At 73.0% G+C, this 12,491-nt stretch carries 10 protein-coding genes; 8 read left to right on the top strand and 2 right to left on the bottom strand.

Annotated features, from left to right (window positions below; translation table 11 throughout):
• A partial coding sequence (locus ACWGE1_RS35915) for a hypothetical protein (RefSeq protein ID WP_453424659.1) occupies positions 1 to 312 on the bottom strand: 312 nt, incomplete at its 3' end.
• A 135-nt stretch (positions 313 to 447) separates the two neighbouring features.
• Between ACWGE1_RS35915 and ACWGE1_RS35910 the strand changes: the two genes are divergently transcribed.
• From ACWGE1_RS35910 to ACWGE1_RS35880, 7 genes are all read left to right on the top strand, one after another.
• Positions 448 to 1,125 (top strand): response regulator transcription factor, encoded by a 678-nt coding sequence (locus ACWGE1_RS35910; RefSeq protein ID WP_453424658.1) that lies wholly within the window; start codon positions 448 to 450, stop codon positions 1,123 to 1,125.
• A 64-nt stretch (positions 1,126 to 1,189) separates the two neighbouring features.
• Positions 1,190 to 2,575 carry a sensor histidine kinase gene (locus tag ACWGE1_RS35905; RefSeq protein ID WP_453424660.1) on the top strand — a complete coding sequence of 462 codons (1,386 nt, stop codon included), beginning with the start codon at positions 1,190 to 1,192 and terminating at the stop codon, positions 2,573 to 2,575.
• A 497-nt stretch (positions 2,576 to 3,072) separates the two neighbouring features.
• Complete coding sequence (gene fusA, locus ACWGE1_RS35900) at positions 3,073 to 5,148, top strand: elongation factor G (RefSeq protein WP_453424657.1); 2,076 nt, start codon at positions 3,073 to 3,075, stop codon at positions 5,146 to 5,148.
• Positions 5,149 to 5,309: 161 nt separating this feature from the next.
• Positions 5,310 to 5,852, top strand: a complete 543-nt coding sequence (locus tag ACWGE1_RS35895) for an FABP family protein (RefSeq protein WP_453424656.1) — start codon at positions 5,310 to 5,312, stop codon at positions 5,850 to 5,852.
• A 132-nt stretch (positions 5,853 to 5,984) separates the two neighbouring features.
• The gene (locus ACWGE1_RS35890; protein ID WP_453424655.1) at positions 5,985 to 6,785 is read left to right on the top strand and encodes a polysaccharide deacetylase family protein; all 801 of its coding nucleotides are present in this window, start codon (positions 5,985 to 5,987) and stop codon (positions 6,783 to 6,785) included.
• Positions 6,786 to 6,927: 142 nt separating this feature from the next.
• A complete protein-coding gene (locus ACWGE1_RS35885) occupies positions 6,928 to 7,824 on the top strand; it encodes a sigma-70 family RNA polymerase sigma factor (protein ID WP_453424654.1) in 897 nt (298 codons plus the stop codon).
• 71 nt (positions 7,825 to 7,895) lie between these two features.
• Entirely contained in the window at positions 7,896 to 8,435 is a 540-nt protein-coding gene (locus ACWGE1_RS35880) for an NUDIX hydrolase (RefSeq protein ID WP_453424653.1), read from the top strand.
• A 31-nt stretch (positions 8,436 to 8,466) separates the two neighbouring features.
• Here the strand turns inward: ACWGE1_RS35880 and ACWGE1_RS35875 are convergent, their stop codons facing one another.
• Entirely contained in the window at positions 8,467 to 9,657 is a 1,191-nt protein-coding gene (locus ACWGE1_RS35875) for a barstar family protein (protein ID WP_453424652.1), read from the bottom strand.
• 617 nt (positions 9,658 to 10,274) lie between these two features.
• Here ACWGE1_RS35875 and ACWGE1_RS35870 point away from each other — a divergent pair.
• The gene (locus ACWGE1_RS35870; protein WP_453424651.1) at positions 10,275 to 12,341 is read left to right on the top strand and encodes an RICIN domain-containing protein; all 2,067 of its coding nucleotides are present in this window, start codon (positions 10,275 to 10,277) and stop codon (positions 12,339 to 12,341) included.
• Positions 12,342 to 12,491 lie beyond the last annotated feature (150 nt).

The raw sequence follows: 12,491 nt of genomic DNA, 5'->3' as shown, positions 1-12,491 counted from the left end.
GCCCCGCTGGTGCCGCGGTCCGGCCTCCTGCGTCCCGACCCGCAGGCCGCCCTCGTGTCCGGGTCCGGACAGGGCGATGCGCGGGCCCCGGTCCATGCGCCCGTGGTGGTCGTGCTCGGCGACGGCCACCGCCGTCACCCCGCCGACGACCACCACCGCGACCGCGCCCGCCGTCACCCAGCGGGCGCGCTTGCCGCGGGGGACGAAGCGGCCCGGGGCCGCGGGCTTGCCGGCTCCGGCCTCGGGCGTGGCCACCGCCGGGGCGGTCACGGACGACTCGGACGGCTGGGACGGGGGGACAGAATCAGACATACGGGCACTCCTCAGGACAACCGGGCGCGGTGCGCGGCTCGTTCCAGAGCATGGACACCGGATGCTGAAGCTCCGCTGAAGCCACCTGAAGACCTCTTCAGCCTGCGGCGCGGCGGTCCTGAGATCCTGTCCGGCATGCGCGTACTGGTGGTGGAGGACGAACGGCGGCTCGCCGTGGCCCTGCAGCGTGGGCTGCAGTCTGAGGGGTTCTCGGTGGACCTGGCCCACGACGGGCCGCAGGGCCTGTGGATGGCGACGGAGCACGACTACGACCTGATCGTGCTCGACATCATGCTGCCCGGGCTGAACGGCTACCGGGTGTGCGCGAAGCTGCGCGCGGCCGGCAGCGAGTCGGGGATCCTGATGCTCACGGCGAAGGACGGCGAGTACGACGAGGCGGAGGCGCTGGACACCGGCGCCGACGACTTCCTGTCCAAGCCGTTCTCCTATCTCGTCCTGGTCGCGCGGCTGCGCGCGCTCGGCCGCCGTACGGGCCGCCGCCGGCCCCAGGTGATGAGGTTCGGCGACCTGCTGCTCGACCCCGCCCGGCACTCCTGTTCCCGCGGCGGTACGGAGATCCGGCTGACCGCACGGGAGTTCGCGGTCCTGGAGTACCTGGCCCGGCGCTCCGGCGAGGTGGTGCCCAAGCGGGACATCCTGGAGCAGGTGTGGGACAGCGCCTTCGACGGCGACCCCAATGTGGTCGAGGTACACGTCAGCGCGGTCCGCCGCAAGATCGACGCGCCGTTCGGCCGTACCGCCGTGGAGACCGTGCGCGGGGCCGGGTACCGACTGGCGGCCGACGGTGGCTGAGCGTCCCGGCCTGCGGGAGCGCCTGCGCACGGTCCCGGGCGCGGCCGCGCGCCGGTGGCCGGTGCTGCGGCGGATGTGGCCCACCACCGTACGGGCGCGGGCCACCGTGGGCGCCGGCGTGGTGGTGGCCGCGGCGCTGGCCCTCGCCTCGTTCGCCCTGCTCGGGCTGCTGGAGGCGAACCTGCTCCGCAACGCGGAGAACGACGCCCGGCGGCAGGCCGAGAACGTGGCACAGCTCGCCGCCACCGGGAAGCTGGGCCGTGTGCGTCCGCCGGCCCGCGGCGTCGACTTCGTCCAGGTGGTGGACGCCGACGGGCGCGTCCTGTTCGCCAGCCCGAACCTGGCCGGGGTGCCCGCCTTCCCACCGCCGGGCCCCGGCGCCCCGGGGACCCGTTTCCACACCTGGCGGGTCCGCCCGGTCGACGGTGAATACCGGCAGCGGGTCGTCCAGGTCGTCACGCAGACACCGGACGGCATGGCCACCGTCTACGCCGGCGCCTCCCTGCGGGACGCGGACGCGGCCGACGACACCACCACCGCCGCCCTGGTCATCGGCATGCCCCTGCTGCTGGCCACCGTCGTCCTCGTGACCTGGCGGGTCACCGGCCACGCGCTCAGGCCGGTGGAGGCGATCCGGGCCGAGGTCGCCGCGATCTCCGACCGGGACCTGCACCGCCGGGTGCCGGTGCCGGCCACCCGTGACGAGGTCGCCCGGCTGGCCGAGACCATGAACGCGACCCTGGACCGGCTGGAGGCCTCCGGGATCCGGCAGCGGCAGTTCATCGCCGACGCCTCCCACGAACTGCGCAGCCCCATCACCGTCCTGCGCACCCAGCTGGAAGTGGGGCTGGCCGTCCAGGACCCCGACCTGTGGCCCGAGCTGATCGGCGGCGCCCTGGAGGACATCGACCGGCTCCAGCACCTCACGGCCGATCTGCTGCTGCTCGCCCGCATCGACGCGGCCCGGCCCGTGGTCGCAGCCCCGCTGGATCTGACCGATCTGGTGCGCGAGGTGGTGGCGGGCCGCCTCGGCGACCGTGTCCCCGTACGGCTGCGGCTGGAACCCGATGTCGAGGTCACCGCCGGCGCGCTGTGGCTCGGCCGCATCGTCACCAACCTCGTCGACAACGCGCAGCGCTACGCCGATCGGCGCGTGGACGTCACCCTGCGCACCACGAAGGGCGCGCGGGTGACCACCGCCGTCCTGGAGGTCGTCGACGACGGGCCGGGCATTCCCGCGGCGGACCGGGAGCGGGTCTTCGAGCGCTTCACCCGCCTCGACGACTCGCGCAGCCGAGATCACGGCGGAGCGGGACTGGGTCTGGCCATCGCCCGCGACCTGAGCACCCACCACGGCGGCACCCTGACCGCCGAGGACGCTGCCGGGAACGGCACCGGGGGCGGAGGTGCCCGGCTGGTGCTGCGCCTGCCGACCACGCTCCGGCCTTGACGCGCCGTGCCGGGGAGGCGCGGCGGCGGACCGGTGACCGGCAGCGCGGTCGCCCGCCCCGTCCGCCGCCCGGCCGACCCCCGGTTTCCGATGACGGGACGTCAACTCCCGCCCGGTGGGGCCCGTAAAAACCGTGTGCTCCGGAGCGACCCGCGTCCTAGACTCGCCGTGCGCGCTGCCGACAGGGCACCGCGCCCATGCCGAGTGAAGAGAAGGGGAGCCGCGCCATGTGCACGTACCGCACTGCCGCCTTCGCTCCCCCGTCCCGGTACGACGTGATCCCGGTGTCTCGCAGCGCGCGGTGCCGGCTGCGCGGCCGTCACCGTATGCCCGTGACCCACCTTTAGGTCCGGTCCCCTCCCGCTCCCGTACGCCCGCACGCCTCCTGCCCGGATCCCTTCCGGACGGACGGCGGCGCTGCGGCTGCCCGGAGGCCGTGTCCGGAGTCCGGGAATCGCGCTGCCCTCTTCCTCTGCACACTCGAAAGGCCTCGGGCCATGCGCGCCAACAGGCAGCCCCTCACCACGACTTCCCCCACCGCCGTCCGCAACCTGGGCATCCTCGCCCACGTCGACGCCGGCAAGACCACCATCACCGAGCGGATCCTCTTCGCGACCGGTGCCATCCACAAGCAGGGCGAGGTCCATCACGGCACGACCGTCACCGACTACGACCCGCAGGAACGCGATCGCGGCATCACCATCTTCGCCGCGGCCGTGAGCTGCGCCTGGGGTGATCACCGCGTCAACCTGATCGACACCCCGGGGCACGTCGACTTCTCCGACGAGGTCGAACGTTCCCTGCGGGTGCTGGACGGGGCGGTCGCGGTGTTCGACGCCGTGGCCGGAGTCGAACCGCAGAGCGAGACGGTCTGGCGGCAGGCCGACCGGCACGGTGTGCCGAGGATCGCGTTCGTCAACAAGCTGGACCGGGCGGGCGCCGACCTCGACACGGCGGTCGCGTCGATCCGCGAACGGCTGGGCGTCGTTCCGCTGGTGGTGCAGCTGCCCATCGGAGCGGAGGACTCGTTCTCCGGTGTCGTCGACCTGCTGGGCATGCGCTCCCTGAACTGGCGGGCGGGCGCCGGGACCTTCGAGACGGGCCCGGTCCCCGAGCCGCTGCAGGAGGAAGCGGCCAGGCGGCGCCGGCTCCTGGAGGAGACTGTGGCGGAACTGCACGCCGACGCCCTGGAGGAGTTCTGCTCGGCCTCGGCCCTGTCGGAGCGCACCCTGGTGCGCGCCCTGCGGGAGCTGACGCTGCGCGGTGACGGTGTGGTGGTGCTGTGCGGCTCGGCGTACCGCAACCGCGGGATCGAGCCGCTGCTGGACGCGGTGCTCGCGTACCTGCCGTCGCCCGGCGACATGCCTCCGGTCCGGGGGCTGGCCGAGGGCGGCGTGGAGCAGGAGCGCGCCCCCGATCCGGCGGAGCCGTTCGCGGCCCTCGCCTTCAAGGTGACGGCCACGCCCACCGGGCGGCTCACCTACCTGCGGGTCTACGCCGGCACCCTGAGCAAGGGCGGGACCGTACTGGACGCGGCCACGGGCCGTACGGAGCGGGTCGGGCGGATCCTGCGGGTCCAGGCCGACCGACACGAGGAACGGGAGGAGGCGGTGGCCGGTGACATCGTCGCGGTGATCGGGCTGAAGGCCGCCCGGGCGGGCACGACCCTGTGCGCGCCGGGTGCGCCGCTGGTCCTCGAACCGCCGTCGGTGGCCGAGCCGGTGGTGTCGGTCGCGATCGAGGCCCGGCACAGCAGCGACACGGGCCGGCTCTCGGCGGCTCTGGCACGGCTCGCCGAGGAGGACCCCTCGCTGGTGGTGCGGTCCGACGCGGAGAGCGGCCAGACCGTGCTGTCGGGGATGGGCGAGCTGCATCTCGAGGTCGCGGTGGAGAAGATCCGCAGCGGCCACGGGGTGGAGGCCGTCGTCGGCCGGCCGCAGGTCTCCTACCGGGAGACCGTCGTGCGCGGGGTGCGCGGCCTGGTCCACCGGCACGTCAAACAGGACGGTGGAGCAGGCCAGTTCGCGCACGTCGTCCTCGACGTCGAGCGGCTGGAGGAGCCGTGCTTCGAATTCCGGTCGACGGTCGTCGGCGGACGCGTACCGCAGGAGTACGCGCGCGCCGTGGAGGCCGGATGCCGGGACGCGCTCGCCGAGGGCCCGCTCGGCGGGTTCCCGGTGACGGGGCTGCGGGTCACGCTCACCGACGGGGCGACCCACTCCAAGGACTCCTCGGAGATGGCGTTCCGCGCGGCGGGCCGGTTCGGGCTGCGCGAGGCCCTGCGCCTGAGCACGATGGAGCTGCTGGAGCCGCTCGCCGAGGTCACGGTGACGGTCCCGGAGGACGGTGTCGGGGGCGTTCTGGGTGATCTCGCGGCCCGCCGCGGCCGGGTCAGCGCTTCCACGGCCGAGTCCGGGACCGCGGTGATCACGGCGGCCGTGCCGCTGGCCGAACTCTTCGGCTATGCGTCCCGGCTGCGTGGCCGGACGCAGGGCCGGGGCACCTTCACGACGCGGCCGGCCGGTCTCGCACCGGTTCCGGCAGCCGTCGCGGAGGCCCTGCCGGCCCGGTGACCGTCCGGGTGGCGGCCCGGTGACGCCCGTGCGGCCGCCCGGCTCGCCGCGTGGTTGCCGCCGGGCGCCCGCCCCGCCCCCCCGGCGTCGGGGGGCGGGGCGGGCCCGGACTGCCGCTAAGCTGCGGCCCTCGGGGGTCCACGCAGACAGGCAAGGTGAACATGTTCGAGTCGGTGCAGGAGAATCCCTACCCTGACAGCCACGTCCTCGGCGAGGGCCCCGAACCGCATCCGCTGCTGCGGCCGGTGCTGCCCCTGCTGGGACGCTGGCACGGCCGGGGACAGGGCGAGTACCCGACGCTCGAACAGGACTTCCGCTACGAGCAGGAGCTCACCTTCAGCCACGACGGCCGCCCCTTCCTCCGCTACGAGGCACGCGCGTGGCTGATCGACGGGTCCGGAACGCCGGTGCGGCCGGCGGGCCGTGAGGCCGGATGGTGGCGGGTGACCCCCGACGCCTCCCTGGAGGTCGTGCTCGCCCACCCCACCGGCATCGTCGAGACATACGTCGGGCGGGTGTCCGGTACGGAGATCGAGATCGAGACCAAGGACGTGGCGCTGACCCCGCTGGCCAAGGAGGTCACCGGCACGCGCAGGCACTACACGGTCGAGAACGGCGAGATGACGGTCGTTCATGACATGGCCGCCGTGGGCCGGCCCCTGCAGCACCACCTCACGACGCACCTGCGGCAGCGCCCGTCCTGATGCCTCGCCTCCCGGAGATCACCCGGGTGCCCGGCACGGGCTGCGGGGGCTGCGGCCCGCGCCGTCGCACACTCGGTGGCAGGCGCCCGTACCGGGGCCGGGGACCGCAGGGAGTGAGTGACCGTGGTGGATGTGGGACGACGCTCCGCCGTGACGGCTCTGTCCGTCCTGCTGTCCGCGGGGTTCGCGTCGACCGCGGGCGTCACGGGGCTCGTGTCCGGCTCCGGCGCCGCCGCCTCACCGCGGCGCACCGGCCGGGCCGGCGCCGGGCCCCGCCCGCCGGCCTCGCTCCTCGGCAACGAGATCCGCCGGCTTCCCACCACCCGCAAGGTGCTGGCCCTCACCTTCAACGCCGCCTGGGACGACGCGGGGGTCGACCGGGTGCTGGCCGAACTGCGGCGGCGGAAGCTGCCGGCCACCTTCTTCCCGACCGGCGGGTTCGCCGAGGCCCGGCCCGCGGCGGTGCGCGCGATGGCCGATGCGGGGCACGGCCTCGGCAACCACTCGTACAGCCACCCCTACTTCGACGACCTGAGCACCGCGGAGCGGGCGGACGAGGTGCGCAGCGCCCACGCGGCGATCAGGACGGCGTCCGGGGCCGAGCCCCTGCCCTTCTTCCGTTTTCCCTACAGCTCCACCACCCCGCAGTCCATCGCCGATGTCAACGACCTGGGCTACGCGGCGATCGAGTTCACCACCGACACCAAGGGCTATCTCGGTCCGAAGGGCGGCATGGACGTGGACAGGACCGTCGAGCGGGCCGTCGATGCCTTCGCTCCCGGGGCGATCATCCAGATGCACGTCGGCAGCCAGGGTGACGGCGTCGTCCTCGACGCGGACGCCCTCCCGTTGATCATCGACGCCGCCCTGGCCGGGGGATACGGGGTCGTGGACCTGCGGCAGTTCCTCGAACCCGCACCCGTACGGAGCTGAGCGGCCCGCACCCCGCCACCGTGCGCATACCGGTCCGCCGGCCCGCCTCCCGCTCCCCGACCCATATGCGGGCGACGCCCGTTGGCCGGGTGGATTATCGTCCGACCCGGCACTGACGGATCGGAACACGGGGACGTGACGGGTGAGCGGCGACAAAGAAATACTGGCGCAGCGCTTCGAAGAGCACCGCTCCCATCTGCGGGCGGTGGCCTACCGGATGCTGGGCTCGCTCAGCGAGGCGGAGGACGCCGTACAGGAGACCTGGTTCAAGCTGAACCGCTCCGACACCGCCGCGGTGGAGAACCTGGGCGGCTGGCTGACCACCGTGGTCGGCCGCGTATGTCTGGACATGCTGCGCTCGCGCGGCACGCGGCGTGAGGATCCGCTGCACGACCAGGACGGACAGGTCCGCATCCCCGACCCGGTCGTCAGCCGTGCGGACGGTCTCGACCCCGAGCAGGAGATCCTGCTGGCCGACTCGGTCGGCATCGCCCTGATGGTCGTCCTGGAGACCCTCGCCCCCGCCGAACGCCTGGCCTTCGTCCTGCACGACCTGTTCGCCGTGCCCTTCGACGAGATCGCCCCCGTACTCGGGCGTTCCACCGCCACGACCCGGCAGCTCGCGAGCCGCGCACGCCGCCGCGTCCAGGGCTCGGCGCCCGCTCCGGACCCCGACCGGGCCCGCCTGCGCGCGATCGTCGACGCCTTCCTCGCGGCCTCGCGCGGCGGGGACTTCGACGCCCTCATCGCGGTCCTCGACCCCGATGTGGTGGCACGCTCCGACGGCGGCACGCTGCGCCCCACGCTGGTCCGACGCGGCGCGGCCGAGGTCGCCTCCCAGGCGATCACCTTCGCCCGGTTCGCCGAAGCCGCGCACGCGGTGCTGGTCAACGGGACTCCCGGGGTGCTCGCGGTGGCGGAGGGCCGCGCGCTGTCCGTCATGGCCTTCACCGTCCGGGACGGCAGGATCACGGCGCTCGACATCCTCACCGACCCGGAGCGCCTGGCACGCATCGACCTGACCGTCCTCGGCGGCTGACTCGGAGCGGAACACCCCGCCCGCCCTGTGCAGTGCCCACCTCACACCCCGTCACAGGGCGGGTCCGAGCGGTGTTCCGGGCACCGTCTACTGTCGGGGTGGTGGACACAACGCACCGGCCCGCCGCCCGGGTCATCTGTCTGGACGCCGCCCATCGGCTGCTTCTTCTGCGCTGGCGTGATCCGTTCGACGGGACCCGGCTCTGGGAGCCACCCGGTGGCGGCATCGAGTCGGGCGAGACGCCGCTGGCGGCGGCACGGCGCGAGCTGGCCGAGGAAACCGGACTCGATCCGGCTGCGGTGCTCGATCGGTCCGTGCCGGTCGACCGCGATGTGTGGTGGAACGGCAAGCGGTACATCGGGACGGAGCACTTCTTCGTTGCGCAGTTCGCCGAGGACCAGCCATCGCTCGTGCGGACCGGCCTGCTCCCCCGTGAACGGCTCGACCTGGACACGCACGTCTGGATCGCGTGGTCGGATCTGGGTTCGCTGACCGACCCGGTCGAGCCACCGCAGTTGCCTGCCGTGCTCCGCGCCCTGGTTCCGGACGGCCCGTGGCGCGATGGTGAAGACGCCCCGCGTCCCGCCCGAGGCGCTGAGCAACGGTCCTGAAGCCGGGAAACGGTCGGCGGGGTCGGCCCGGTCAGTCCAGTACGACGGTGACGCCCACTCGTTCGAGGAGTTGCACGGTCTCCTCGAAGTAGGACGGCCCGCCCTCCGGGTCGAACACCTCAGCCGCCAGGGAACGGCGCGCGACCTCGGAGTCGTGCCAGATCAAGGTGAAGGGCGGGGCCACTCCGAATCCACCGGCCAAGCAGTCCCTGAAGGCGTTCCACTCCCTGCCGAAGTAGCGGCCGGGCCCGAGCAGGGCCTCGGCGATCGCGCAGTGCAGACCGGGGACGTCCGTGACGAACCGGCCGTCGAGGTGATGCTCGCCGCCGGTCCGGTCCGGCTGCGGCACGGGCACCCGCCAGCCGCGGGTGGTGAGCTCCAGCCACTCCTCCCTGCCCCGCGCGTCGTACGAAGCCCACAGGTTGGGCTCGGCCGGCGCACCCCGGTACCACTTCTCCCAGACCGGACGGACCGCGGGCGACGGCCGATCGTCGCCGCCGTCGGCGAGCGTGATGTCCTCCAGCCCGTCGCCGAGCACGGACGGGCGCACTCCGGCGATGGCCAGACCCACGGGACGGGAGGTCGTGACCGCGCCGTGGCGATCCAGCACGAGCAGGTGGACCCAGTCCCGTGCCCACCTCCGCGGCCGCTGTGTCCCCACGAGCACCGGCTCCGCCGCCTCGCAGCCGATCAGCTCCAGCGGGACGGGCGCCGGATCCTCCCGCGGCTCGAACAGGCCCTCGACGGCGGAGCAACGGCCTGCGCCCGCCACGCCCCCCGTCCCGGCGAACAGTTCGAAGCGCGACGGCGTTGCCGGCTCGCCGAACTTCTCGTCGTTCCTGACTCCGGCGTCGAGCACGATGTCGTACCGCGCCGGATCGGCGGGGTGGGGCCGATGCGCCACCACAACCGCGTCGGTGAGGGTCCACCACTGCACGGGCTGCTCGTCGTCCCAGACCTCGACGCACACGTCCCCCAGGGCCCGGGGCGGGACGTCGGGCGTGGCGAGGACGTCGTTCAGCAGGCCCTCGGGGCTGCACCCGCGGAGGGTGAGGACCTCACGAGGCAGCGGCACGGGGTCGAGGAACAGCCCTCCGACGCCCGCGCACCTCCCCCAGAGTTGTTCCACGCCGTCCTCGTCGTCCTGGACCAGGAGGTACTTCACCGGGAAATCCCGGTGCCACCCGGCGTGCTCCGCGATCTGCACCCAGCCCCCGAACATCTCAACAACCTTCGCGCCTACGATACGGACCCTCCCGGGCCGGGGCAGGAACCCCGGAGCCGATGGCCCCGGACGCCGACGCCGTGGGGCCTGCCGGCCGGCCGCCTCTCCTGCTGCCCCCGCTCCAGCGGGACTTCAGCCGGGCGCCCGGCGCCCGCAGCGGCCCGCGCCACAGCCGGTCCGGCGCCGCCCGCCGACCGGTGTTCCACGACTCCCGGACGGTCAGAGGGTTTCGCGCACAGGCCGGCGGGCAGGTCCCGGACGAACTCCCGGGCCCCGCACCGGCTTCGAAGGCGGGCCGAAGTCCGCCGCACCTCACGGGTCGTGACGGAGGGAATTCGGCAGGTAGTAATTAGGTGAATTCCTGACTGAATTCCCGTCAATAAGCCTCCGCTTCATATCTCGATTTGATAACAACCCGCCCCGGAAGGACTGGACCATTGGGACGCGACGCGCGTAACTGGCCTGCGCCTATTGAGAGTTGAGTGTTCGTCAAATCAGGCCGACAGGTAACGGAATGATTTCTCGGCGCGCGCCCCCCTTTGTCCGAATTTTCCTCCGCATTCGTCTGGCAGGCTGCGGCGCACCCAGTCTTCCGACAACGATTTGAGGTGCCCATGACAGGACGTCGCAGACGCCCTGCCGCCGCCGACCACCGGCGCAAGCCCCGGCGGTTGATACTCATCACCGCCGCCACGGCATCGGCAGCGGTGATAGCCGCAGGCATCGCCTACTCCGGAATCGGTGACGGCGCTCAGGCAACAACGCCCGTACAGGCCGTTGCCGAGGCACCGGCTGCAGCGCCCGCGCGCGACCAGGAGCCCGAACCCCTCGCGGCCGCGCCCGCCAACGAGACCGCGCGCGGCATGATCTACGACGGCCTCGCGGCCGCGCCGAAGGGCGACCGGTGCGTCGGTGTCTACCGCACCGAGGCCGGGCATTGCACCCACGGCCCCGACGCCCCGCCCAAGGGCGTCGACATCACGAAGGACATCGAGCCCGCCGTCAAGGAGACGGCTCCGGCGGCCGATCCGGCCCGCCCCGCGGCCGATGACCCGGCAAGCAAGGAAGGCGGCGGGCGTCCTCAGGACGCGCCCGCGGCCGACGCCTCGGCCGCCACGAAGGCCGCCGCGCCCGCACCGGCCGCCTCGGCCGGCAGCCAGAACGTCGCCGCCGGTCCCGCGGGCCAGACCGTCCAGTGCGACGGCGACGGCAGCACCGGCAACCGCGTGCAGGTCGTCTACGTCCACGCCCCGGGCAAGGACCGGTACTCCGAGTACGTCGCCTCGTTCCGCAAGTGGGCGGCCGACGCCGACCTCATCTACTCGGCGAGCGCCAAGGAGACCGGCGGAGTACGTCACATCCGCTATGTGACGGCCGCCGACTGCACCCCCACGGTGCTCAACATCGAGCTCCCGGCCTCGGCCCTGGCCGAGTTCAGCGCGACCAACAACGCGCTCGCCGCCAAGGGCCTCGACCGTCGCGACCGCAAGTACATGATCTTCGCCGACAGCCAGGTCTACTGCGGCATCGGCACCTTCGCGGGCGACGAGCGGCCCGGCCAGGCCAACCAGAGCAACTTCGGCCCCTCCTACGGACGGACCGACTCCGGCTGCTGGGGCGGTCACACCGCCGCGCACGAGCTCGGCCACAACCTGGGCGCGGTCAACAACAGCGCCCCGAACACCAGCCGTGGCGCGCACTGCACGGACGAGTACGACGTCATGTGCTACTCGGACACCCCGTACTACCCGCAGATGCGCAACATCTGCACGAACCAGGCGTCCGAGAACATCCTGGACTGCAACCACGACGACTACTTCCACACCAGTCCCAAGGCCGGCAGCTATCTGGCCACGCACTGGAACATCGCGGACAACCAGTTCCTGATGAAGGCCAAGGGCGGTGGCGGCACGGACCCGGGTCCGAACCCGAACCCGACCCCGACGCCCACCAAGAAGCCCACGCCGACGCCGACCAAGAAGCCCACCGGCGGACCGACCGTGACGGCGGGCCAGATCCAGTCCGACTCCGTCGTCGTGAGCTGGCCCAAGGTCGAGGGCGCTTCCTGGTACGCGGTCCAGCTGAACGGCAAGCACCTGACGTGGGTCCAGTCCCAGGTGCTCCGCATCTACAACCTCCAGCCCAACACGGAGTACAAGGTCACCGTCTCGGTCCGCGACAGCGCCGGCCGTGACAGCGGACCCGGCAAGGCCGCGTCCTTCCGTACGACGGGAGCCGGCGGCGGCGCGACCACCCCGGGCACCCGCTACGTGCTCGGCAACGGAAGCACCGGCATGGCCGCGGAGATGTGGGGCGGCCGCACCGCAGACGGCACGGTCCTCGTCGGCGGCCGCACCAACGGGTACGCCCAGCAGCAGTGGTACTTCGACGACGCGGGCAACGGCCAGGTGCGCATCCGGTCCGCGGCCTCGGACAAGTGCCTCCAGCCGGGCGGCACCCCCGCCGCGGGCATGTGGGTCGCACAGCAGCCCTGTGGCAACGGCGGCGGGGCGCAGGCATGGAAGCTGGCGTCGCGCGGTGGCGCGGTGACCGTGACGGACGCGAGCGGCGGCTTCGCCCTCACCGTCAGCAACCGCCCCTACTACGGGTACTGGCTGCTCGACCTCCAGCGTGCGGACGGCCGCGCGGCGCAGGCCTGGACCCTGCAGAAGTCCGGCTGAGCACTGCCACGGCGCAGCACATCCTGACGCCCTGACGGCGTGAATCCCACCCCGGCGGGGGGCGCGCCCCCGCCGCCCGGCCGCCGCCCCCCCCACACATAAACGGGGACCCCCCCCCAAGACCAAACAAAAGGGTTGAAGTGCGGCCCG

It is taken from the genome of Streptomyces sp. NPDC054932, from assembly GCF_053610205.1.
The sequence above is the reverse complement of the archived record's forward strand: the minus strand, read 5'-3'. Positions and strand labels throughout refer to the sequence as shown.

Coding starts and splice junctions, on each gene's coding strand:
- ACWGE1_RS35910 (WP_453424658.1), top strand. CDS start 448: ATGCGCGTACTGGTGGTGGAGGACGAACGGCGGCTCGCCGTGGCCCTG.
- fusA (WP_453424657.1), top strand. CDS start 3,073: ATGCGCGCCAACAGGCAGCCCCTCACCACGACTTCCCCCACCGCCGTC.
- ACWGE1_RS35895 (WP_453424656.1), top strand. CDS start 5,310: ATGTTCGAGTCGGTGCAGGAGAATCCCTACCCTGACAGCCACGTCCTC.
- ACWGE1_RS35875 (WP_453424652.1), bottom strand. CDS start 9,657: ATGTTCGGGGGCTGGGTGCAGATCGCGGAGCACGCCGGGTGGCACCGG.
- ACWGE1_RS35870 (WP_453424651.1), top strand. CDS start 10,275: ATGACAGGACGTCGCAGACGCCCTGCCGCCGCCGACCACCGGCGCAAG.